Genomic DNA, 25,977 nt, shown 5'->3' with positions numbered 1-25,977 from the left:
ATGACCCCGCAGGAAGAACAGCAGACCCCGGCCGCGCGGCCCGCCGCCGGCGGCCAGACCTCGGCGTCCACGCTCAAGCGCGCCTACGCGACCATGGAGCGGATGCAGCGGCGCCTCGACGCCTATGAGCGCGCCGCCGCCGAGCCCATCGCGATCGTCGGCCTGGGCTGCCGCTTTCCCGGCGGCGCCGTCGACGCCGACACCTACTGGGACGTGCTGAGCAAGGGCATCGACGCGGTCACCGAGGTGCCCGCGGACCGCTGGGACGCCGAGGCGTTCTTCAGCGAGACCCCGGCCCCCGGCAAGGTGAGCACCAAGTCGGGCGGCTTCCTGGACCACGTCGACCGCTTCGACCACGGCTTCTTCGGGATCTCCCGGCGCGAGGCCGTCTTCATGGACCCGCAGCAGCGCCTCAGCCTGGAAGTGGCCTGGGAGGCCCTGGAGAACGCGGGCCTCGCCCCGTCCTCCCTGGCCGGCAGCCGCACCGGCGTGTTCATGGGCGTGGCCAGCTTCGACTTCGCCACCGAGACGCTGCACACCCCCCTGGACTACACCGCCCACTCCACCACCGGCTTCGCCCACAGCGTCCTGCCCGGCCGCATCTCCTACACCCTCGACCTGCGCGGCCCCAGTGTCGCCGTGGACACCGCCTGCTCCTCGTCCCTGGTCGCCGTGCACCAGGCGTGCCAGAGCCTGCGCGCCAAGGAGTGCGACCTGGCCCTGACCGGCGGCGTCAACGTCATCCTCTCGCCGCTGCCCAGCGTCTCCTTCTCGCAGTTCGGCCGCATGGTGTCGGTCGACGGGCGCTGCAAGGCCTTCGACGCCTCCGCCAACGGCTACGTACGCAGCGAGGGCTGCGGTGTCATCGTCCTCAAGCGGCTCTCCGAAGCCGTCCGGGACGGCGACGCGGTCCTCGCCGTGATCCGCGGCGGGGCGCTCAACCAGGACGGCCGCAGCGCCGGACTCACCGCCCCCAACGGCTCCTCCCAGCGCGATGTGCTGCGCGCCGCGGTGGCCGCCGCGGGCGTCAGGCCCGAGGAGGTCAACTTCGTCGAGGCGCACGGCACCGGCACCCGCATCGGCGACCCCATCGAGGTCGAGGCCCTGGCCGACGTCTACGGCCGCCCCGAGGGCAGCCCGGTCTACCTCGGCTCCTGCAAGACCAACATCGGCCACCCCGAGGCCGCCGCGGGCATCGCCGCGCTCATCAAGGTCGTCCTCTCCCTCCAGCACGGCGCCGTCCCCGGCAACGTGCACTTCAAGGAGCTCAACCCCGACATCTCCTTCGACGGCACCACCTTCGCCGTCCCCACCGAACTGACCCCCTGGCCCGCCGTCGAGGGCCGCCGCATCGCGGGCGTCAGCAGCTTCGGCTTCAGCGGCACCAACGCCCACCTCCTCCTGGAGCAGGCCCCCGACCGCCCCGAGGCCCCCCGGGACGACACCCGGCCGCGCTCCGTCCTCGCGCTGTCCGCCAAGAGCGAGACGGCGCTGGCCGAACTCGCCGCGAAGTACCGCGACCACCTCGGCGCCGACGGCGCCGACAGCGTCGCCGACGTGTGCTACTCCGCGAACACCGGACGCTCCGCCTTCCGCCACCGCCTCGCCGTCGCGGGCGCCACCACGGAGGACATCGCCGCCGAACTCGCCGCGTTCACCGCCGGCGGGCCGGTGGGCGAGGGCACCGCCGCCGGCGAGGCCCGCAGCTCCGAGGCGGTGTTCCTGTTCACCGGCCAGGGCGTCCAGCGCACCGGCATGGCCCGCGGCCTGTACGAGACCCAGCCCACCTTCCGCGCGGCCATCGACCGCTGCGCCGAGATCCTGCGGCCCATGCTCGCCAAGCCCCTGCTGTCCGTGCTGTACCCGGACGACCCGGACTCCCAGGAGGTCAACGAGACCGGCTACGCCCAGCCGGCCGTCTTCGCCGTCGAGTACGCCATGGCCCAGCTGTGGATGTCCTGGGGCGTGCAGCCGGTGGCCGTCCTCGGCCACAGCTTCGGCGAGTACGTCGCCTCCTGCGTCGCGGGCGCGATGAGCCTGGAGGACGGCCTGAAGCTGACCGTCGCCCGCTCCCGGCTGATGCAGTTACTGGCGGACACCGGCGCCATGGCCGCGATCTCCGCGTCCGAGCTGGAGGTCGCCGAGGAGATCGCCGACTGGCCCGACCGGATCTCCATCGCGGCCGTCAACGGCCCCGCCAACACCACCATTTCCGGCGAGCGCGAACTGGTGGAGCGGGTCTGCGAGATCTTCTCCGCGCGGGAGGTGCGCGCCAAGCTGCTGCACATCACCACCTCCTCGCACTCCCCGCTGATCGAGCCCATCCTCGAACCGCTGCGCCGCGCGGCCCAGGAGATCACCTTCATCCCGCCGCGCATCCCCCTGATCTCCAACCTCGACGGCGAGCTGTGGCAGTGGGACCAGGCGCCCGACGCCGACTACTGGTGCCGCCACGCCCGCCGCCCGGTGCGCTTCGCCGCGGGCATCTCCACCCTCCTGGGCCTGGGCTACCGCACCTTCATCGAGGTCGGCCCGGCCCCCGTCCTGCTCGGTCTGGTCGGCGACATGCTGCCGGCCGACCACGACGCCCTGCTGCTGCCCAGCCTGCGGCCCAAGCAGAACGACTGGCAGGTGCTGTCCGCCACCGTCGCGCAGTTCCACGCGGGCGGCGGCGACATCGACTGGACCGGCTTCGACGCCGACTACACCCGCACCAAGGTCCGCGTCCCCACCTACGCCTTCGAGGGGACCTCCTGCTGGCGTGAGCCGCGCAACGCCGCCATCGGGGCGGCGGGCGGGCTGCCAGCCGGCTACGGACAGCCGGACGGCACGGACACCGCGCCCGCCGACGGCAGCGACGCGTTCGAGGACGAGGACCTGCTGTACCGGCTCGCCTGGCAGCAGGCCCCGGACGCACCGGCGCCCCAGCCGGACGGCGGCAGCCGCACCTGGCTCCTCCTGGCCGACGGCACCGGAGTCGCCGACGCCGTCGCCGACGCGGTCACCGGGCGCGGCGACCGCTGCGTGCGCGCCGTACCCGGCACCGCGTACCACTACGACGGCACCGCGACGGCCACCGTCCGCCGCGACACCGCCGAGGACCTCGCCCGGCTCCTGGACGACCTGGGCCCGGACGCCGGGGACGGTCTGGAGGTCGTCCACCTGTGGAGCCTGGACGCGGCCGCGGCGGACCCCGTCGACGCCGCCGGCCTGCTGCGCGCCCAGGACGAGAGCTGCATGAGCGCGGTACGCGCCGCCCAGGCGCTCGCCCGGCGCACCGGCACCGGCCCGGCCCGCCTGTGGCTGGTCAGCCAGGGCGCCGTACGCACCGGCGACGACGACCCCGCGGCACCGGCCGTCGCCCCGTCCACCCTGTGGGGCCTGGGCCGCTCGCTCCAGCAGGAGCACTCCGCGATCTGGGGCGGGCTGATCGACCTCGGCCCCCAGGAGGAGCCGCAGGCCGTCGGGGCCCGGCTGACCGCCGAGATCGGCCGCGGCGACGGCGAGGACCAGATCGCGCTGCGCGGCGCACACCGCTACGTCGCACGCCTGGTGCGCGAGGCGTCACCGGAGGCCCCCGGGCGCGGCTTCGGCTGGCGCCGGGACGCCGCCTACCTCGTCACCGGCGGCCTGGGCGGCGTCGGACTGGCCGTGGCCCGCTCCATGGCCCAGGCCGGCGCCCGCCGGCTGATCCTCGCCGGACGCACCGCCCTCCCGCCGCGCGGCACCTGGTCCGCGCTGCCCGCCGACGACCCGGCGGCCGACCGCGTCGCCGCCGTACGGGAGCTGGAGTCCCTGGGCGTCAGCGTCCGCGTGGCGGCGCTGGACGTCTCCGACGAGGAGCAGGTGGGCGCCTTCCTGGAGCGCTACGACCAGGAGGGCCACCCCCCGATCCGCGGCGTGGTGCACGCGGCCGGCGTCGGTGACGTCGTCCCGCTGCTCGACCTGGAACCGGACGTCCTCCAGTGGCACCTGCGCGCCAAGGCACTGGGCGCCTGGGTCCTGCACCGCGAATTCGCCGGGCGGGAGCTGGACTTCTTCACGCTGTTCTCCTCCACCAGCTCCCTGCTCAGCTCGCCGTTCTTCGCGGCGTACGCGGCGGCCAACGCCTTCCTCGACGCCCTGGCGGAGCTGCGCCGCGGCCAGGGCCTGCCCGCGCTCAGCGTCAACTGGGGCATCTGGCAGGACACCGGCATGGCCGCGCGGGAGGCCGCGTCCACCCCCGGGCTCAGCCGCGGCATGGGCACCCTGCGCCCCGGCCAGGCCCTGCGGGTCTTCCACCGGCTGTTCCGCCACGACGGGGCACAGATCGCGGTGGTGCCGGTCGACTGGGAGGACTGGGGACGCCGCTACCAGGAGGTCTCCGGCTCCGCCCTGCTGTCCGAACTCGTCGGCAGCCGCGGCAGCGTGCCCGCGGCGCGGGCCATGGCCCGCCGCCAGCGCCGGCTGATCACCCGTGACGAACTCTTCGCGCTTCCCGAGCCCGAGCGGGTACCGACGCTGACCGAGCGGCTGCTGCACAGCGTCACCGCGGCGCTGGACGCCCAGTCCGTGAGCCCGGCCCCCGACCAGCCGCTGCTCGACCTCGGCGTCGACTCCCTGATGGCCGTGGAGCTGAAGAACGAGATCGAGGGCGGGCTGGGTGTCTCCCTGCCCATCTCCGCCTTCCTCGAGGGCGCCTCGGTCAGCAGGCTCGTCGAGCAGATCATGGCGCACCTGTCGGACGGCCCCGGCGCCCCGGCCGGCGAAGCCGGCATCCGCAAGGCACCGCGCTACGAGGACGCCGCGGCCGAGCTCCTCGCCCAGCTCGCGGAACTCCCCGACGGCCAGGTGCCCGCCCGGCCGCAGGACCGGCAGCAGGAAGGGACGAAGTGACCGACCTCGAAGCGAGCCTGGCGGCGCTCTCCCCGGAGAAGCGCGCCCTGTTCGAGGAGCTGATGCGCGAACGCGGCCTGACCGCGGACGCGCGGGACGCGGAGACCGCCTTCCCGGTCTCCGTGATGCAGCAGGGCATCTGGTTCCTCGAACAGCTCCGCCCCCACAACCCCGCCTACATCGTCCCCGCCGCCCTGCACATGCGCGGCCCGCTCGACGCCGGGGTGCTGCTGGACGCCCTGAACGAGATCGTGCGCCGCCATGAGTCGCTGCGCACCACCTTCCAGCTGCGCGACGGGCGGCCCACCCAGGTCGTGCGCCGCGAGCTCACCCTGGAGCTGCCCGAGACCGACCTCGGCGGGCAGCGGCTGGACGCCCGGCAGCTGGAGCAGCGCATCACCGAGGCGCTGGCCGACCCCTTCGACCTGGCGACCGGGCCGCTGCTGCGGTTCCGCCTGCTGCGGCTGGGGCCCGACGAGCACGTCCTCGCGCTGGCCATGCACCATCTGATCTCCGACGGCTGGTCGGTGGGCGTGCTGGTCTCCGAACTCTCCGCGCTCTACGCGGCGTTCAGCGCCGGGAAGCCGTCGCCGCTGCCCGAACTCCCCATCCAGTACGGGGACTTCGCCGTCTGGCAGCAGGAGCAGGCCGGTGCGGCCGGCGAACGCGAGGACCTCGACTACTGGCGCGAACACCTCGCCGGGGCGAACGCGCCCCTGGAGCTGGCCACCGACCGGCCCCGGCCCGCCGTCCAGGGGTTCAACGGCGCCTCGGTGCCCTTCGAACTCCCCAAGAAGCTGATGGCGGAGCTGGCCGCGGTGGGCAAACGGCACCGCGCCACCCCGTACATGGCACTGCTGGCGGTCTTCAAGGTCCTGCTGCACCGCTACAGCAACCAGGGCGAGGTCACCGTGGGCGTGCCGACCGCCAACCGCGGCCGCGCCGAGGTCGAGCCGCTCATCGGGTTCTTCGTCAACACCCTCCCGGTCCGCACCCTGCTGGCCGGCGACCCCGGCTTCGCCGAGGTCCTGCGGCGGGTACGTGAGTCCTGCCTGGGCGCCTACGCCCATCAGGGCATCCCCTTCGAGAAGGTCGTGACGGAGCTGCGACCCGAACGCGACCTCAGCCGCCCGCCGTTCTTCCAGGTCAGCCTGTCCTACCAGAGCGACCCCCTGCCCGCGCTGGCCATGGCGGGCATCTCGATCAGCCGGCTGCCGCTCAGCGCCCAGGGCGCCCGCTTCGACCTGGAGCTCCAGTTCTTCGACGACGCGGGCCGGCTGACCGGCTGGTTCGAGTACGACCGGGACCTGTTCGACGAGGCGACCATCGCCGGCCTGGCGGGCCACTTCCGGCGGCTGGTGGAACTGGTGGTGGCCGACCAGGACACCCCCGTGGACCGGCTGGAACTGCTCGACGACGCCGAGCGGCACCGCATCGTCGTGGAGCGCAACGCCACCGCGCACCAGTGGCCGGACAAGGGCCTGGTGCACGAGTGCTTCGAGGAGCGGGCCCGGCGGCACCCGCGGGCGGAGGCGGTGCGCTTCGAAGGGCACTCGCTCACCTACGGCGAACTCGACCGGCGGGCCAACCAGCTCGCCCACCGCCTCGTCCGGCTCGGCGTGCGCCGCGACACGCTCGTCGGCGTCAGCATGGAACGCTCCCTGGAACTGGTCGTGAGCCTGCTGGCGGTCCTCAAGGCGGGCGGCGCGTACGTACCGATGGACCCCGGCTACCCGCCGGCCCGGCTGGCGTACATGCTCGGCGACGCGAAGGCGCCCGTCCTGCTCACCCAGCGGCGGGTCCTGGAGCGGCTGCCCGAGGTGTCCGCCGAGGTGCTGTGCGTGGAGGAGCTGGCCGGGGAGCTGGACCGCGAATCCGCCGACGGCACCGGTGTGCGGGTCGACGGCGAGGACCTCGCCTATGTCATCTACACCTCCGGCTCCACCGGACGCCCCAAGGGCGTGATGAACATCCACTCGGCGCTGCGCAACCGGCTGCTGTGGATGCAGGACGCGTACCGGCTGGACGCCACCGACCGGGTGCTCCAGAAGACGCCGTTCTCGTTCGACGTGTCGGTGTGGGAGTTCTTCTGGCCGCTGATGACCGGCGCGGTCCTGGTGGTCGCCAGTCCGGAAGCGCACAAGGACAGCGGCCGGCTCGCCGGGACCATCCGCGCCGAGGGCGTCACCACGGTGCACTTCGTCCCGTCGATGCTCCAGCTCTTCCTCCAGGAGCCGCAGGCCGCCGAATGCTCCGGGCTGCGCCGGGTGATCTGCAGCGGCGAGGCGCTGCCCGAGAAGCTTCAGGAGCGCTTCTTCGCCTGCTCGCAGGCCGAACTGCACAACCTCTACGGGCCGACCGAGGCCGCCATCGACGTCTCCGCCTGGGCCTGCCGCCCGGACGCGGGGCCGGGCCCGGTCCCCATCGGGCACCCCATCGCCAACACCCGGCTGCACGTCCTGGACCACCTGCGGCGCCCGGTGCCGGACGGCGTGCCCGGGGAGCTGTACATCGGCGGGGCCAACCTCGCCCGCGGCTACCTGGGCCGGCCCGAGCTGACCGAGGAGCGCTTCGTCCCCAGCCCGTTCGGGCCGGAACCGGGGGCGCGCCTGTACCGGACCGGGGACCTCGCCCGCTACCGCGGCGACGGCGCCCTGGAGTTCCTGGGCCGCCTGGACCACCAGGTCAAGCTGCGCGGGCAGCGCCTCGAACTCGGCGAGATCGAGGCCGTCCTCGCCCAGCACCCCGCGGTACGCGAGGCGGTCGTGGTCGCCCGCGAGCACACGGCGGGCGACGTACGGCTGATCGCCTACCTGACCGCGGAGACGGCCGGGGATCCGGACGGGGAGGGGCGCCGGGAGCCGGACACCGGCGAGCTGACCGCCCATCTCAGGGAGCGGCTCCCGGAGTTCATGGTGCCCGCCGCCTTCGTCGTCCTGGCCGAGCTGCCGCTCACCCCCAACGGCAAGGCCGACCGGGCAGCACTGCCCGAGCCGCAGGGGGTACGCCCCGAGCTGCGGACCCGGTTCGTGGCGCCCCGGGACGGCCTGGAGGCCGCGCTCGCCGGGATGTGGCGTGACCTGCTCGGCGTCGAACAGGTCGGCGCGCACGACAACTTCTTCGACCTGGGCGGGCACTCCCTGCTCATGGCCGAGTTCCGCGCCCGGCTCGCCGCCGGCCTCGGACACGAGCTGTCCATGGTCGAACTCTTCCAGTACCCGACGATCGGCTCCCTCACGGAGCGGCTCGACCGTTCCTCGGCACCGGGGGCGGAACCGACGCTCGGCGCCCAGCAGCGCGCCGAGAGCCGACGGCAGACCCGGAACCGGCGGCAGCAGAGCGCTGACCGCCGGGCGCGCTCAAGGAACGGTAGGTGACCTTCGTGCCCAGCACACCCGACACAGTGGAAGAACCGAACGCGAGGGATGACCGGGACACGGTGGACGGCCTGAACACGGCAGACGGCCCGGCGGCCGCGGACGGTGCGGACACCGCGCCGGACGCGAACCACATAGCGATCACCGGCATGGCCGGCCGCTTCCCCGGCGCTCCCGACATCGACGCCTTCTGGCAGAACCTCGAAGCGGGCCGCGAGACCATCGCCGCCCTCACCGACGAGGAGCTGCTGGCCTCCGGCGTCGCCCCCGACGAGCTGAAGAACCCCCGCTACGTCCGGGCCAAGGGTGTACTGGAGGACGGCGACCGCTTCGACGCCGCGTTCTTCGGCTACACCCCGCGCGAGGCCGAGCTGATGGACCCCCAGCACCGGGTGTTCCTGGAGTGCGCCTGGGCGGCCCTGGAGTCCGCGGGCTGCGACCCGAGCACCTTCGAAGGCCGGATCGGCGTGTTCGCCGGCACCAGCCTCAACTCGTACCTGCTGTTCAACATCATGGGGAACCGGGAGGCCTACGACTCCGCCGGCCTCTACCGCACCCTGCTCGCCGGCGACAAGGACTTCCTCGCCACCCGCGCGTCCTACAAGTTCGACCTCAAGGGCCCGGCCATCACCGTCCAGACCGCGTGCTCCACCTCCCTGACGGCGGTGCACCTGGCCTGCCAGAGCCTGCTCAACGGCGAGTGCGACATCGCCCTGGCCGGCGGCGTGTCCGTCTCCGTCCCGCTGCAGAGCGGCTACGTGCACGAGCAGGGCGGCATCCTGTCCGCCGACGGGCACTGCCGCGCCTTCGACGCCGACGCCGACGGCACCGTCGCGGGCAACGGCGCGGGCGTCGTCGTCCTGCGCCGGCTGGCCGACGCCCGCGACCACGGCGACGAGATCGAGGCCGTCGTCCGCGGCACCGCCGTCAACAACGACGGCGCCCTCAAGGCCGGCTACACCGCCCCCAGCGTCGAGGGCCAGAGCGAGGTCATCGCCGAGGCCCTGGCGGTGGCCGAGGTGGACCCCGCCACCGTCGGCTACGTCGAGACCCACGGCACCGGCACCGCCCTCGGCGACCCCATCGAGATCGCCGCGCTGACCCGCGCCTACCGGGAGCACACCGACGACACCGGCTACTGCGCGATCGGGTCGGTGAAGACCAGCGTCGGACACCTCGACGCCGCCGCCGGGGTCACCGCCCTCATCAAGGCCGCCCTCGCGCTCAAGCGCCAGGCCATCCCGGCCTCCCTCGGCTTCAGCCGGCCCAACCCGGAACTCGCCCTCGCCGAGAGCCCGTTCTTCGTCAACGACACGCTGCGCCCCTGGCCCCGCCAGGACGGCGCCCCGCGCCGGGCCGGCGTCAGCGCCTTCGGTATCGGCGGCACCAATGTCCACGTCGTCCTGGAGGAGGCCCCGGCCACCGGGCCCGGCGGGCCCTCCCGGTCCGTACAGCCGCTCCCGCTGTCCGCGCGGACCGCCTCCGCGCTGGTCGCGGGCGCGCGCCGGCTCGCCGACCACCTGGAGCGCCACCCCGAGGCGCAACTCGGCGACGTGGCCCACACCCTGGCCCTCGGGCGGCGGGCCTTCGGCACCCGCGGCGCGGTGGCCGCCCGGGACCGGGCGGAGGCCGTCACCGCACTGCGCGCCCTGACCGAGGCCGACGCCCGCCCGGCGGGCGACCGGGCCCCGGTCGCGTTCCTCTTCCCCGGCCAGGGCTCCCAGTACGCGGGCATGGCCCGCGCGCTGTACGAGCACGAGCCGCACTTCGCCGAGGAAATCGACCGGTGCGCCGGGCTGTTCGCCCCGCACCTGGGCACGGACCTGCGCACGCTGCTGTTCCCGGAGCCCGGCCAGGAGGACGCCGCGCACCGCGAGCTGGAGCAGACCGCGCTCACCCAGCCCGCCCTGTTCACCGTCGAGTACGCGCTGGCACGGCTGTGGAACTCCTGGGGAGTGCGGCCCAGTGCGATGGCCGGCCACAGCGTCGGCGAGTACGTCGCCGCCTGCCTGGCGGGCGTCTTCTCGCTGCCGGACGCGGTACGCCTGGTCGCGGCCCGCGGACGGCTGGTCCAGGCGATGCCCACCGGCGCCATGCTCACCGTGTTCCTGCCCGAGGACGAGACCCTGCGGTGGCTCGGCGAGGACGGCGCACTGTGCCTGGCCGCGGTGAACTCCACCCGGCTGAGCGTGGTCTCCGGCTCCCATGAGGCCGTCGAGGCGCTGCGCGCGCGCCTGACGGCCGCCGGGGTCGCCTCCCGCGCCCTGCACACCTCGCACGCGTTCCACTCGCCGAGCATGGACGGTGCCGTCGGGCCCTTCGTCGAGGAGGTGCGCACGGTCCGCCTGTCCGCACCCGAGATCCCGTTCTGCTCGGACGTCACCGGCACCTGGATCACCGACGAGCAGGCCACCAGCCCCGAGTACTGGGGCCGGCACCTGCGCGGCACCGTGCGGTTCGCCGACGTCCTCGACGTCCTGCTCGCCGACCCCGACCTCGTGACGCTGGAGGTGGGACCGGGCCAGGCGCTGGCCAACTTCACCCGCCAGCACGCCGCGTGGCACGACGGCCGCACCGTGCTCGGCTCGCTGCGGCACCCCAAGGACAAGCGCGACGACCGCGCCCACCTCGCGCAGACCCTCGGCGCGCTGTGGAGCGCGGGGGCCGGGGTCGACTGGCAGGCCTACTTCGCCGGCGAGCGCCGCCGCCCCCTGCGGCTGCCCGGGTACGCCTTCGAGCGGCAGCGCTACTGGATCGAGCCGGACCCCACCGCCGGCCCCGGCCCGCGGGCCGCCGCCGTCGCCCCCGCCCCGCTCGACGACTGGTTCTACACCCCCGGCTGGAAGCGGCGGCCGCACACCGCGGGCCGGCCCGACGACGCCCGCGAGGCCCTGTGGGCCGTCCTGGGCACCGACCTCGCCCTGGGCCGCGAACTGGCGCAGCGCCTGGAGGCGGAGGGCGCCACCGTCGTCCGCGTCGGCTCCGGCAGCGTCCTCGCCCGGGACGGGGAGCGCTCCTGGACGGTGGACCCCACCGCCCGCGAGCACCTCACCGACCTCGTGAAGTCCCTGGACGCCGAAGGGCCACGGCCGCTCCGCCTCGTCCACCTGTGGAGCACCGCCACCGGGCCCGCGGCCGGCCTCGACACGGACCGGCTGGACGCCGCCCGCCGGGCCGGCTTCGACAGCCTCCTGGCGCTCGCCCAGGCCCTCGGCGAGGTCCGCCCGGCCGCCCCGGTCACCCTCGACGTGCTGGCCCGCGGCCTGTACAGCGTCACCGGGGACGAGCCCCTCCAGCCGGAGAACGCCACCCTGCTCGGCGCCTGCACCGTCATCGGCCAGGAGATCGCGGGCGTCACCTGCCGCACCCTGGACCTCACCGGCACCGACCCGCACCAGCCGGGCGAAAGCGCGGTACGGGCGGTGCGCGACGCCCTCGGCACGCCTCCCGAGGAGCGGGAACTGGCCCTGCGCGGAACCCACTGGTGGATCCGCGACTTCGACGCCACACCGCTGCCCGAAGGCCGCACCCGGCTGCGCGACGGCGGGGTCTACCTCATCACCGGCGGCCTGGGCGGTATCGGGCTGGCCCTGGCCGAACACCTGGCGGGCGCCGTCGAGCACCCCGTCATCGGCCTGCTGAGCCGCTCCGCGTTCCCCGCCGAGGACACCTGGGACGCCCACCTGGCCGCCCACGGCGAGCAGGACGCCGACTCGGTACGCATCCGCAGGCTGCGGCGCGTCCAGGAGCTGGGCGCCCGCACCGTCGTGCTGCGGGGCGATGTCACCGACCGGGACCAGACCGCGCGGGCCGTCGCCGCGCTGCGCCGGCACGGCCCGCTCAACGGCGTCGTCCACGCGGCCGGACTGCCCTCCCGCGGCCTGATCACCGGCAAGACGCCCGAGGAGGCCGGCCAGGTGCTCGCCGCCAAGACCCACGGCACGCTGGTGCTCGACGAGGTCTGCGGCACGGACGAGCTGGACTTCCTCGTGCTGTGCTCCTCCCTGACGTCCCTGCTGGGCGGGCCCGGCCAGAGCGACTACTGCGCCGCCAACGCCTTCCTGGACGCCTACGCCCAGTGGAAGCGCCGCGCGACCGGCGTGCCGGTCACCGCCGTCGCCTGGGACACCTGGCGCGGTGTGGGCATGGCCGCCGGACTCGCCGCCCGGCTCGGCGGCACCGCAGCCGACGACGGCGAACCGACCGGCCATCCGCTGCTGTCGCACCTGGTCGAATCCGCGCCGGGGTCGCGGACCTACCGCACCGAACTCAACACCGCCGACACCTGGGTGATCGCCGACCACCGCATCATGGGCCACGGCCTGGTTCCCGGCACCACCTACCTCGAACTCGTCCGGGCCGCGGTCGCCGAGGAGGCGGACGGGCGCGCCGTGGAACTCCGCGATGTGCTCTTCGCCCTCCCCGTCGTCGTCCCCGACGGGCACACCAGGAGGCTCTACACCACCGTCGACACCCACGACGGACGGCAGCGGTTCACCGTCCGCAGCAACGACGGCACCGGCGACCCCGCGAACTGGCAGACGCACGCCGTCGGCACCATCGCCTTCCCCGACCCCGACGGCCCGGATGCCGCCGCCCCGCGTGACATCGAGGCGCTGCGCCGGGAGTTCGCCGACGCGCGCGTCGTCGCGGACCAGGAGGAGCTGCGCCAGCTGTTCAAGCTGAACCTCCTGGAGCAGGGCGGGCGCATCGAGTTCACCCTCGGCCCGCGCTGGCACTGCCTGCGCCGGGTCCACGTCGGCCAGGACCGGCTGCTGGTCGAACTCGCCCTGGACGACGCCTTCCTGGCCGACCTCGACGGCTACGCGCTGCACCCGGCCCTGCTGGACGTCGCGGGCGTCTCCGCCCGCATCCAGATGCGCGACGGCTACTACCTGCCGTTCACCTACAGCAGCCTGCGCGTCCACGGCGCGCTGACCGGCTCCGTGCTGTGCGACGTACGTCTCAAGGGCTCCGACGACGCGGGCGAGACCCTGATGTGCGATATCGACCTCCTCGACCCGCACGGCCGGGTGCTGGTCCGGATCGCCGGCTTCACGCTCAAGCGGATCAACGATGTCGACGCCATGGTCGAGCAGATCGAGCAGGCCACCGACGCCGCGGTACGCGCCGGCGAGGACGCCGGCGGCGCGGCGGAGGGGCCCGCCGGCGGCGGCACCCTGCGCACCCTGGCCGAGGGCATCGCCGAACAGGACGGGGTGGCCGCGTTCGCCCGCCTCCTGGCCGCGCCCGCGCTGCCGGAACAGCTCGTCGTCTGCCACCACGGCCTCGCCACGGCACGGCAGCTGGCCCGTTCGCTCACCCCGGAGGTGCTGGCCCGCGAGATCGAGGCCGTCACACCGCCCGGCGGCAGCCACCCGCGCCCCGACCTGGACACGCCCTACGCCGCACCGGCCACCGACACCGAGCGGGCGGTCGCCGCCATCTGGCAGGAGGTGCTGGGCATCGACGGCATCGGCGTCGACGACGACTTCTTCGCCCTGGGCGGCCACTCGCTCGCCGCCGTACAGGTCGGCGCGAAGATCCAGACCCGGTTCGGCACGGAGATCGAGCTGCAGGAGTTCTTCAACGAGCCGACCGTCGCGCACACCGTCGCCCTCCTCGCGGCCGGCGGCGGGCGGCGCGGGCCCGAGGACGCCATCCCGGTACTGAGCCGCGGCACGGCACCCGGCGCGGCGGACGGCGCGCCGCAGGACGCACCGGACGACCTCGATGTGGAGGACCTGTCCGACGAGGAAGTGGAAGCCATGCTCCGGGAGGTGCTCGCCGAGGACGCGGCGGGCCCGGGGGAGCACGACGCCCAGACGGAGCAGGGGGAGAGGGAATGAGCGGCAACAACCTGGAGAACCTCACACCGGAACAGAAGCGGGCCCTGCTGGCCCAGCGGCTGAAGGAGCGCACGCGGCGGCGCACCTTCCCCGCGTCGTTCTCCCAGCAGCGCATGTGGTTCCTGGAACAGCTGACGCCGGGCAACGCCGCGTACAGCGTCCCCGGGGCGATGCGAGTGAACGGACCGTTGGACGTGGCCGTGTGGCGGCGCTGCTGCCAGGAACTGGTACGGCGGCACGAGGCCCTGCGCACCACGTTCGAGGAGTCCGACGGGCAGCCGGTGCAGGTCGTCGCCGCCACGGGCGAGCTGGAGGTGACCGTCGAGGACTGCCCGCACCTGCGGGGGCCCGAGGGCGAGGCGGGCATCCGGAAGCTGGCTCGCGACGAGTTCGCCCGCCCCTTCGACCTGACCACCGGCCCGCTGCTGCGGATGAAGTTCCTGCGGCTGGCGCCCGAGGAGCACATCCTGCTGCTGACGATGCACCACATCGTCGGCGACCTGTGGTCCACCTCGGTGGCCTTCGGGGAACTGGTCGCTCTCTACGGCACGTTGAGCAAGGACGAGCAGCCGGATCTGCCCGCCCTCCCCATCCAGTACGCGGACTACGCCGTGTGGCAGCGCAAGCGCCTGGAGGGCGACGCGCTCGCCGGCGACCTGGAGTACTGGAAGGAGACCCTGCGCGGCGCCCCGCCGATGCTGGAGCTGCCCACCGACCGGCCCCGGCCGGCCGTGCAGAGCACCCTCGGCAGCTCGCTGCCCTTCAGCGCGCCCGCGCCGGTCATGGACCGGCTGCGGGAGCTGAGCCGGGAGGCGGGCGCCACCCCGTTCATGACGGTCCTGGCGGCGTTCCTGGTGCTGCTGCACCGCCACAGCCGCGAGGAGGACATCGTCGTCGGCGTGCCCGTCGCCGGGCGCGGCCGCTCCGAGGTCGAGCCGCTGATCGGGCTGTTCACCAACATGCTGGCGCTGCGCACCGACCTTTCGGGGGCGCCGTCGTTCCGGGAGCTGCTGGCCCGGGTCCGCCAGGCCTCCCTGGGCGCGTTCGCGCACCAGGAACTGCCCTTCGAACGGCTGGTGGAGGAGCTGCACCCGCAGCGGGACCCGTCGCGCTCGCCGGTCTTCCAGGTCTCCTTCCTCTTCCAGAACATCCCGTTGCCCAGCTTCGACGAGGTCGGGCTGCGCATGGAGCCGATGGACGTGGAGAGCACCACCTCCCGATTCGACCTGGAACTCCAGGTCTTCGACAGACCAGACGGCCTCAGCGGCTGGTTCGAGTTCAACACCGACCTGTTCGACGCCGCCACCATCGAGCGGCTGGCCCGCCACCTGGGGGTGTTGCTGGAGAGCGTGACCGCGGACCCGGACCGGCCGGTCGGCGAGCTGCCGATGCTCACCGACGGCGAGGAGAGCGCGCTGCGCGAGGAGGGCACCGGCCGCCGCCGCGACTGGGACGCGCCGCTGCCCGCGCACCTGCGCTTCACGCGGCAGGCCGCCCGTACGCCGCACGCGCCCGCCCTGCGCGCGTCCGGGGAGACGCTCGACTACGCCGAACTCGAACGGCGCTCCGGCAAGTTGGCGCACCGCCTGCGCGGGCTCGGCGTGGACCGCGACACCCTGGTCGGCCTGTGCCTTGAGCGCACCGCGGACATGGTCGTGGGCCTGCTGGCGGTGCTCAAGGCGGGCGGCGCCTTCGTACCGCTGGACCCCGGTTTCCCGCCGGACCGCATCGCCTACTGCCTGGCGGACTCCGGGGTATCCGTCCTGCTGACCCAGCGGGCCGTGGTCGAGGACCTGGCACCCTCGGTGGCGACGGTGCTGTGCCTGGACGAGCTGCGCGAGGAACTGGCCGCCGAGCCGGACGACTTCCCCGGCGTGCCGGTGGACCCGCAGGACCTCGCCTACGTCATCTACACCTCCGGCTCCACCGGGCGGCCCAAGGGCGTCCAGGTCCCGCACGGCGCGCTGGGCAACTTCCTGCGCTCGATGCGGGAGGAGCCCGGCATCGAGGCCGGTGACACCCTGCTGGCCGTCACCACCCTCGCGTTCGACATCTCCCTGCTGGAGATCCTGCTGCCGCTGACCGAAGGCGCCCAGGTCGTCCTGGCCGACCGCGCGACCGCCGCCGACGGGGAGCGGCTGGGCGCCGCCCTGGCGGAGTGCGGGGCGACCGTCATGCAGGCCACCCCCTCCACCTGGCGCATGCTGCTCGACACCGGCTGGCAAGGGGCCGAGGGCTTCCGCGCACTGGCGGGCGGCGAGCCGCTGCCCGAGGAGCTCGCCCACCGGCTGCTCGCCACCGGCGTGGAGCTGTGGAACATGTACGGGCCGACCGAGACCACCATCTGGTCCGCGGTCACCCGGGTCGCCCCGGGCCCGGTCATCCTCGGCGGCCCTATCGCCAACACCGAGCTGCACGTGCTGGACGCCGGCGGTCGGCTGGTGCCCCGGGGCGTGCCGGGCGAGCTGTGCATCGGCGGCTCGGGCCTGGCCCGCGGCTACCTGGGCCGGCCCGAGCTGACGCGGGAGCGGTTCATCGCCCATCCCTTCCCCCACGGTCCGGGGGAGCGGCTGTACCGCACCGGGGATCTGGTGCGCCGCCGGTCCGACGGCCGCATCGAGTTCCTGGGTCGGCTGGACCACCAGGTGAAGCTGCGTGGATACCGCATCGAGCTCGGTGAGATCGAGTCGGTGCTGGCCCAGCACGACGCGGTCAAGGAAGTGGTCGTAGCGGTTCGCGAGGACGTGCCCGGGGACCAGCGGCTGACGGCGTACGTGGTGGCCGGGGACGAGGAGGCCGCGGACGGCGAGGGCGACGCCGACGGCCTCGTAGCGGTGCAGGAATCGCACAGCGGCCAGGCACCATCGGAGGGCTGGGAGGAGTGGCGCCGCATCTGGGACGCCGCCTACGACGAGGCCGCGGACAATGCCGCCTCCGACACCACCGTCGACGTGGGCACCAGGGCAGAGGACGGAGCGGCCTTCGACATCCGTGGCTGGAACAGCAGTTACACCGGCGCGCCGATCCCCGCCACGGAGATGCGCGAGTGGGTCGACCGGACCGCGGAGCTGGTTCACGGCCTGACCCCGCGGAGCGTCCTCGACCTGGGCTGCGGCACCGGCCTGCTGCTGCACCGGCTCGCCCCGCACTGCGCGCACTACTGGGGAACCGATATCTCCCGCGTCGCCCTGGACAGGCTGCGGTGCGCCACCGGTCCCGGCCGCTTCCCTGCGGACATCCAGCTCTTCGAGTGCGCCGCGGACCGGGTCGACACCCTGCCGGACCAGCTGTTCGATGTCGTGGTCCTCAACTCGGTCGTGCAGTACTTCCCCGACGAGCGCTACCTGCTGCGGGTGCTGGAGGGCGCCGTGCGGCGCCTGGCCCCCGGCGGTACGCTCCTGGTGGGCGATGTGCGCAGCCTGCCGCTGCTGGAGAACTTCCACGCTTCCGTCCAGCTCCACCGCGCCGAGGGGGAGTTGACCGCCGGCCAGCTGAGCGAGCGGATCCGCCACGCCGTCGCCGAGGACCGGGAACTGGTCATCGACCCGGCCCTGTTCACCGCCCTCGCCGCGCAGTGGGACGCCATTACCTCGGTGGCGGTGCTGCCCAAGCGCGGCACCTTCGCCAACGAGATGACCCGCTTCCGCTACGACGTCCTGCTGACCGCTGGTTCCCAGGAAACCGCGGGTACCTCCATGCCACCCGCGCCCGCGTGGCATGACTGGCGTGCGGAGCAGCTCACCCCTGCCGCGCTGGGCACCCGCCTGACCGCGGACCAGCCCGCGACGCTGGCCCTTCGCGCCATACCGAACCGGCGGGTCGCCCCCAGCGCCGCACTGCTGGCGGGCCTCCAGGACGCGGACGACTCCCCGGTCGCGGAGCTGCGCGCCGCCCTCGACAGCACCTCGGACGCCGATGGCGCCACCGACCCCGAACAGCTGTGGCAGCTCGCGGAGGAGAGCGGCTACCACATCGCCTTCGACTGGGTCCGGCACGATTCCGACGGCTCCTTCGATGCCGTACTCACCCGTGCCGATATCGCCGAGCGCACCACGGAGACCGGTGCCGCACTCCCCGCCGCGCCGCCCGCCGACACCCCCACCCGCCCCTGGCACACCTATGTCAACGGCTCCCGGCACCGCCGTACCCAGCGGCTCACGGCCCGGCTGCGCAGCGTCTCCGCCCGCACGCTTCCCGACTACATGATCCCCTCCGCGTTCGTCTTCCTGGACGCGCTGCCGCTCACCCCCAACGGCAAGATCGACCGTAAGGCCCTGCCGGCACCCGACACCGGCCGCCGGGACCTGAGTGCGGCCTATGTCGCCCCGCGTACCGCGGTCGAGGAGGTCGTGGCGGGCATCTGGGCGGAGGTGCTGGGCCTGGACCAGGTGGGCGCGTTCGACAACTTCTTCGACCTGGGCGGCCACTCGCTCCTCAGCACCCGCATCGCCGCCCGCCTCAAGGACGCCTTCCAGATCACCGTCCCGCTGCACCGGGTCTTCGGCCGCCCGACCGTGGCCGGCCTCGCCGAGGCCCTGGTGGCCGAGAGCGGGAACCGCGCGGTCGTCGAGAAGACCGCCGAGCTGCTGGTGAAGCTGAGCGCCCTGTCCGACGAGCAGGTGGCCGAGGCCTTCGGCGGCAACCCGCCCCCGGGGAGCGGCTCGTGACCCACCGGCCGCCCCAGGCCCGCACGGACCACCTCACGACCACGGCACGAAAGAGGCACCATCAGTGACCCCCACCGGCCGCTTCAATCTCTCGTCCCAGCGCCGGGAGCTCCTGGAGAGCCTGCTGCGCGCGGAAGGAATCGAACGGGCGCCGTCGCAGACGGTCGTGCCGCGCGAGGACCCGGCGGCACCCGTTCCCCTGGCCTTCTCGCAGAGCCGGTTCTGGTTCCTGGACCGCTTCTCGGCCAACAGCGCCTCCTACGTCGTCTCGGCCGGTCTGCGCCTGCGCGGCGACTTCCGCCCGGAGGTGTTCACCCGTGCCTGCCAGGAGGTCGTACGACGCCACGAGGCGCTGCGCACCGTCTTCCACGAGGAGGACGGGCAGCCCGTCCAGCGGGTCCGCGACGACCTGCCGCCCGACGTGCGCACCGTGGACCTGCGGCACCTGGCCGGGGACGCCGTCGCGGCCGAGATCGAGCGGCGCGAGGCGGCACTGGTCGCCCGGCCCTTCGACCTCGGCACCGGGCCGCTGCTGCGCGCCGAGATTCTCGACCTGGCACCGGACGAGGCGGTCGTCCTGGTCAACCTCCACCACATCGTCACCGACCGCTGGTCCATGGACATCCTCATGCGGGAGATCACCAGCGTCTACGGCGCGCTGACGGCCGGCCGTCCGGTCCAACTGCCCCCGCTCACCGTGCAGTACGCCGACTTCGCGAGCTGGCAGAACGGCCCGCAGGCGCAGGCGGCCTGGCAGTCCGACCTGGAGTACTGGACGCGGCAGCTCGCCGGCCTCCCCTCGGAGACCGGCCTGCCGACGGTGCTGCCGCGCCCCAAGGAGAAGACCTACCGCGGCTCCTCCGTACCGCTCGAACTGCCCGCCGGCCTCCTGGAGCGGCTGCGCGCGGTGGGACGGGAGGCGGACGCCACGCCGTTCATGGTGCTCACCGCGGCCTTCCAGGTCCTGCTGGCCCGCCTGACCGGCAACGACGACATCGTCGTCGGCACCCCGGTCGCCAACCGCACCCTGGCGGAACTGGAGCCGCTGGTCGGCCTGTTCGTCAACACCCTCGCGCTGCGCACCGACCTGAGCGGGGACCCCACCTTCCACGAGGCCCTGCGCCGCGCCGCCACGGTGTGCCTGGAGGCGTACGACCACCAGAGCATCCCCTTCGAGCGCCTGGTGGAACAGCTCCAGCCCGAGCGGTCGCTGGCCCACACCCCGGTGTTCCAGGTGCTGGTCTCCTACCAGAACGTCCCGATCCCGGTCTGGGACGAGGGAGCGGTCCGCGCACAGCCGCTCGCCCTGGAGGCCAAGAAGGCCGAATTCGACCTGCTGGTGGACATGTTCGAGGACGACGGGAAGGTCTGGGGCCGCCTCGAATACAGCACCGACATCCTCGACGAGGCGGCCGCCCGGTCCCTGGTGGCCCGCTTCGAGCGGCTGCTGCGGGCCGTCGCCGCCGACCCGCACCAGCGCATCGGTGACCTCCCCCTGCTCGACGACGAGGAGCGGCGGCCGGCCACCCCCGCCGCCGCCCCGGACCGGCCCCAGGACGAGCAGGACGCACTGCTGCACGCGCCCTTCGAGGACCTCGCCCGCCGCCACCCCGACGCCCCCGCCGTACGGCACGGCGGCCGCGTCCTGACCTACGGGCAGACCGACCGGCGCGCCAACCAGCTCGCCCACTGGCTCCGCAGACTGGGCGTACAGCAGGGCGTCCTGGTCGGCCTGTGCACCGACCGCTCCCCCGAGCGGGCCATCGGCGCGCTGGCGGTGCTCAAGGCGGGCGGCACCCTCCTGCCGCTGGACCCCGCCGACCCGCCGCAGCGCCTCGCGCAGCTGCTCGACGACGCCCAGCCCCCGCTGCTCCTCACCCAGGGCGGCGCGCGTGCCGTCCTGCCGGCGGACGACGCCGAGATCCTGGACCTCGACGCCCTCGGCCCGGCCCTCGACGACGAGCCCGAGGACGCCCCGCCGGCCGGCACCGACGGCACCCACCCCGCGTACCTCGGCCACACCGCGGGCACCACCGGCCGCCCCAAGGGCGCACTGGTCACCCACGCCGCGGCCTGCCACCTGCTGCCGGCCCTGCGCGACCACTTCGCGCTCGGCGCCCGGGACCGGGTGCTGCACGCCGCGCCGTTCTCCGCCGGCACCGGGCTCATCGAGGTGCTGTGGCCGCTGCTGAGCGGCGCGGAACTCGTCCTCGCCCCCGGCACGGCGCCCGCCGCCCCCGGGGAGCTGGCGGCGCTGATACGCGAGGCGGACGTCACCACCGTCCACCTCACCCCGCCACAGCTCCAGCGGTTCCTCGACGAGCCGGACGCGGCCCGCGCCACCGCCCTGCGGCAGGTGCTCAGCACCGGCGAACCGCTGCCCCCGGCCCTCCAGGCCCGCTTCCACGCCCTGACCGGGGCCGAGCTGCACCACCTCTACGGGACCCGCGAGACCGGCGGGCCGGCCCTGGCCCGGCACTGCCGCCCGGACGACGCCGGCTCCCCGCTGACCATCGGCACCCCCCTCGCCGGCGCCCGCGCCCTGGTACTGGACCCGGCCCGCCGGCTCGTGCCCACCGGCGTGACCGGCGAGCTGTACCTCGGCGGACCCGCCCTCGCCCAGGGCTACCCGGACCGGCCCGACCTCACCGCCGAGCACTTCACCGACCACCCCTTCGTCCCCGGCGAACGGCTCCACCGGACCGGCGACCTGGCCCGCGTACGCCCCGACGGCGCCCTGGAGATCGTCGGCCGCACCGGACAGGAGGCGACCCTGCGCGGCTTCGCCATACCGGTGGAGCGCGTCGCCGCCGAACTGGCCGCCCACCCCTCCGTACGCGAGGCCCGGGTCACCGTGGCCACGGCGGCCGACGGCACCGAGCAGGTCGTCGCCCATGTCACCGCGGACGGCGCGCGGATCCCCGACCCGGACGCACTGACCGCCCACGCGAAGGAGCGGCTGCCGGAGTACATGGCACCGTCGGCCGTCGTCGTCCTGCCGGAACTCCCGCTGACCTTCGACGGCCGCACCGACCGCGACGCCCTGCCCGGCCCCGAGCCCACCGGCTCCGGCGGCCGGCCGGGCTTCACCGAACCCCGCGACGACCTCGAACGCGCCATCGCCGTGACCTGGCAGAAGCTGCTGGGCGCCGCGCGCGTCGGCGCCCACGACAACTTCTTCGACCTGGGCGGCCACTCCCTGCTCCTGACCAAACTCGCCTCCCAGCTCTCCTCCGCCCACGGCCTGCACGTCCCGCTGCGCATGCTGTTCGACAACCCGACCGTCGCGCAGATGGCGGCCTGGATCGGCGCGCGCCAGGCCGAGGGCACCCCGAAGGCCACCGCCATCCCGGTCACCGGCCGCGACGGCGGCGTGCCGCTGTCCTTCGCGCAGGAAGAGCTGTACGTGCACCAGCCGGTGCCCGCCGAGGACCCGTTCCACAACGTCCTGACGGCGGTCACCCTCACCGGCCCGCTCGACGAAGCGGCCCTGCGCCACACGCTGGACTCCGTGGTACGGCGCCACGAGGCGCTGCGCACCCGCGTCGTGGTGCGCGACGGCACCCCGGTCCAGCTCGTCGAGGCCGACGGGACCTGGCCGCTGGCCGTCGTCGACCTGAGCGCCCACGAACCGGCCGCGCGGCGCGCGGAGCTGCGCCGGCTCGTCGCGACGGAGGAGCGCCGGGCCTTCCGCCTCGCCGAGGAGACCCTGGTGCGCGGCACCCTGGTCCGGCTCGCCGAGGACGAACACGTCCTGGTCCAGGTGATGCACCACCTCGTCACGGACAACTGGTCCTACGGCATCCTCTTCCACGAGATGCGCGAGCTGTACCGGGCCCGCGTCCACGGCACCGAGGCCCGGCTCCCGCGGTTCGAGGTGGAGTTCGCCGACGTCGCCGCCTGGCAGCAACAGCAGCTCGCCGACGGGGAACTCGACCCGCACCTGGACCACTGGCGGGACCGGCTCGCCGGCCTGCCGCCCACCCTGCGCTTCACCGCACCCGCGCACCAGGAGGTCCCGCCCGCCACCGGCAGCACCGCCGGCTTCGTGCTCGACGCCCGGTCCGCGACCGCCGTCGCGGACCTCGGCAGGCGCGAGGGCGCGACCTCGTTCATGGTGCTGCTGGCCGCCTTCGGCGTCCTGCTGTCCGCGTACTCCGGCAGCGACGACATCCCCGTCGACTTCCCGGTCGCCGGCCGCGAACGGCCCGAGACCGAGAACCTGATCGGCTACTTCGTCAACCACCTCGTGGTGCGCTCGGACCTCACCGGCGACCCGACGTTCCGCGACCTCGTCGGCCAGGTCCGGGAGCGGACCCTGAGCGCCTACGCCCACCAGAGCGCCCCGCTGTGGGCGCTGGACGGGGCCGTCCCCGAGGGCCACGACCCCTCGGGCATCTCCTTCAACCTGCTCAACGCCACCGTCCCGGCCGTCGAACTGGAGGGGCTCACCACCACACCGCTGGACCTCGGCATCGGCGACGACTACGTCTTCTCCGAGGTGGTCATCAACGTCACACCGGACGCCGTCGACCTCGCGCTGATCATGCGCGAGGAGGAGAGCGGAGCCCTGCGCGGTATGTGGCTGTACGACCTGGAGGCCGTCGACGCCCGCGCGGTGGCCGCGATGACCCGGCAGTGGCCCCGCCTCGTCGAGGCGGTCACCGCCGGCCCGGACCGCCCGGTCCGCGAACTGCGGCAGCTGCTGCTGGCGCCCCTGCGCCCCGGCAACGACGCCCCCACGACCACGGAGCGGGGCTGACATGGGTCTGTTCGGCTACCTGCTGCGGTCCTCGCGCCGCCCCTTCCTGCTCGCCCTGGCCGCCAGCGTCATCAGCGGCGCCGCGGGCGCCGCCTTCATCGCGATGGTCAACACGGCCCTGAGCCGGACCGGGGACGTCCCGGCGGCCGTCGTCTGGGCCTTCACCGGCCTGTGCGTGGCCACCGTCGTGACCCGCTTCCTGTCCCAGAACCTCCTCTTCCGCCTCTCGCAGGGCTTCATCCAGCGCCTGCGCCGCCGCCTGGTCGACGGCATCCTCGACGCGCCCCTGCGCAGCGTCGAGAAGCTCGGCACCGCCCGCCTGTACTCCGCGCTGGCCGACGACGTGGTGGTGATCGCGGATGCCCTGCCCGGCCTGCCGATGGTGTGCTTCAGCGGCACCTTCGCCGTGGTGTGCGTGATCTACCTGGCCGTGGTGTCGCCCGCGGTGGCCCTCACCTCGCTCCTCGCCATGGGCGTCGCGGTCGGCGTCTACCGGATGTTCTCCGCCTACGGAATGCGCCACCTGGGCGCGGCCCGCGAGGAACAGGACCGCCTCTTCGAGCACTTCCGGGCCGTCACCGAGGGCACCAAGGAACTCAAGCTGGACCGCCGCCGCCGCGAGGCGCTGGCCGGTGCCGCGCTGGACGCCACCGCCACCACCTACCGCAGGCGCAGCGTGGTGGGCCTGTCGGTCTTCGAAGGCGCGGCCGGCAGCGGACAGACGGTCTTCTTCGGGCTCATCGGCGTCCTGTTGTTCGTCTTCCCCGTCGCCTTCGCCGTCTCCGCCAAGACGCTGACCGACAGCGTGATGGTGCTGCTGTTCATGGTGTCCAGCCTCCAGGGCGTCCTGACCTGGCTGCCCGTCCTGGGCCGGGCGGCCGTCGCGCTGCGCAAGATCGAGGAACGGCTGGCGGACCTGGAAGGCGCCGGCCGCGAGCAGCACCACGACAGCCCGGCCGCCCCGGACGGGAACTGGCAGCGGATCCACTTCCGCGGGGTCGCCCACGCCTACCCGGGCGCCACCGGCGAGCAATTCGTCCTGGGCCCCCTGGACTTCACGTTCCGCCGCGGCGAGGTGCTGTTCGTCGTCGGTGGCAACGGCAGCGGGAAGACCACCCTGGCCAAGCTGCTCACCGGCCTGTACCTGCCGGAGCAGGGCGCGGTCTGGGTCGACGACAACGAGGTCACCGACGACAACCGCGACGCCTACCGCGAGCTGTTCGGCGCGGTGTTCTCGGACTTCTTCCTCTTCGAGAGCCTCGGCGGCCTGCCCGACGCCGACCGGGCCGCGAAGGCCGGGCACTACCTGCGGCGCCTCCAGCTCGACCACAAGGTCTCCATCGTGGACGACCGCTTCTCCACGACCGAGCTGTCCACGGGACAGCGCAAGCGGCTGGCGCTGCTGACCGCCTACCTCGCGGACCGCCCCTGCTACCTCTTCGACGAGTGGGCCGCGGACCAGGACCCGGTGTTCAAGGAGTTCTTCTACACCGAGCTGCTGGCGGAGCTGAAGGCGAAGGGCAGGACGGTCGTGGTCATCAGCCACGACGACCAGTACTTCCCCGTGGCCGACCGGATCGTACGGCTCGACTACGGCCGGATCCGCGAGGACCAGGACCACGCCGGCCGGGCCGGCCGGGACCCGGCCCGCGAGAGCCGGATCCTCGAGAAGGAGAACAGCCGTGGACAGTAAGTGGTTGACCGGACCGGACGCCGGCCGGGACGCCGGAACCCGGCTCTTCTGCCTGCCGTACGCGGGCGGAGGGGCGGCCGCGTACCGCGACTGGCCCGGCGCCCTGCCCGGCGGCACCCAGGTGTGCCCCGTGGAACTCCCCGGCCGCGGACGGCGGCTGAAGGAGCCCCCGTACAGCCGGCTCAGGCCCCTGGTGGCGGCCCTGGCGGACGCCCTGCGGCCGGCCCTGGACCGCCCGTACGCGCTGTTCGGGCACAGTATGGGCGGCCTGCTCGCCTTCGAGCTGACCAGGACCCTGCGCGAACGCGGCCTCCCGCAGCCGGTGCACCTCTTCGTCTCCGGCGCGGCCGCCCCCGGGACCCGGCGCACCCGCCCGGTGGTGCACAACGCCACCGACGCCGAGATGCGCGGTGAACTGCGGGTCCTCAACGGCACCCCCAGGGAACTCCTGGAGAACGCCGAGCTGATGGAGCTGATGCTGCCCACGCTGCGCGCCGACTTCTCCGTCCTGGAGACCTACACGTACCAGGAGGCGCCCCCGCTCGCGGTCCCCCTCACCGTCCTCGCCGGAACGGCCGACCCCTCCGTCGAGATCTCCGCGCTCCAGGGCTGGCGCGACCAGACCACCGCGGGCTCCCGGCTGAAACTCTTCGCCGGCGACCACTTCTTCCTGCACTCCGCCACGGCCGAGGTCATCGCGACCGTCCGGGAGGCGCTCGCCCCCGGACTCTCCACCGCCCCATGACGCCGTCCC

At 73.9% G+C, this 25,977-nt stretch carries 7 protein-coding genes; all 7 read left to right on the top strand.

Annotated elements, in window-relative coordinates; all coding sequences use genetic code 11:
• Nucleotides 1–4,875 carry a type I polyketide synthase gene (locus tag AZE13_RS20755; RefSeq protein WP_066933899.1) on the top strand — a complete coding sequence of 1,625 codons (4,875 nt, stop codon included), beginning with the start codon at nucleotides 1–3 and terminating at the stop codon, nucleotides 4,873–4,875.
• Nucleotides 4,872–8,252 carry a non-ribosomal peptide synthetase gene (locus tag AZE13_RS20750; RefSeq protein WP_066933896.1) on the top strand — a complete coding sequence of 1,127 codons (3,381 nt, stop codon included), beginning with the start codon at nucleotides 4,872–4,874 and terminating at the stop codon, nucleotides 8,250–8,252. The genes AZE13_RS20755 and AZE13_RS20750 overlap by 4 nt, the downstream gene beginning before the upstream one ends.
• Entirely contained in the window at nucleotides 8,249–14,101 is a 5,853-nt protein-coding gene (locus AZE13_RS20745; RefSeq protein WP_258527897.1) for a beta-ketoacyl synthase N-terminal-like domain-containing protein, read from the top strand. Before AZE13_RS20750 ends, AZE13_RS20745 begins: the two co-directional genes overlap by 4 nt.
• Nucleotides 14,098–18,768, top strand: a complete 4,671-nt coding sequence (locus AZE13_RS38265) for a non-ribosomal peptide synthetase (protein WP_066933893.1) — start codon at nucleotides 14,098–14,100, stop codon at nucleotides 18,766–18,768. Before AZE13_RS20745 ends, AZE13_RS38265 begins: the two co-directional genes overlap by 4 nt.
• Before the next feature lie 64 nt (nucleotides 18,769–18,832).
• The gene (locus AZE13_RS20735) at nucleotides 18,833–23,530 is read left to right on the top strand and encodes a non-ribosomal peptide synthetase (RefSeq protein WP_066933891.1); all 4,698 of its coding nucleotides are present in this window, start codon (nucleotides 18,833–18,835) and stop codon (nucleotides 23,528–23,530) included.
• A gap of 1 nt (nucleotide 23,531) precedes the next feature.
• Complete coding sequence (locus tag AZE13_RS20730; protein WP_066933889.1) at nucleotides 23,532–25,223, top strand: cyclic peptide export ABC transporter; 1,692 nt, start codon at nucleotides 23,532–23,534, stop codon at nucleotides 25,221–25,223.
• Nucleotides 25,213–25,968 carry a thioesterase II family protein gene (locus AZE13_RS20725; protein WP_066933886.1) on the top strand — a complete coding sequence of 252 codons (756 nt, stop codon included), beginning with the start codon at nucleotides 25,213–25,215 and terminating at the stop codon, nucleotides 25,966–25,968. The genes AZE13_RS20730 and AZE13_RS20725 overlap by 11 nt, the downstream gene beginning before the upstream one ends.
• The last annotated feature ends 9 nt before the right edge of the window (nucleotides 25,969–25,977 follow it).

The sequence above is a fragment of the Streptomyces sp. NBRC 110611 genome, assembly GCF_001590865.1.
Taxonomy (GTDB): Bacteria; Actinomycetota; Actinomycetes; order Streptomycetales; family Streptomycetaceae; genus Streptomyces.
This window is presented reverse-complemented; position numbering and strand designations above follow the sequence as displayed.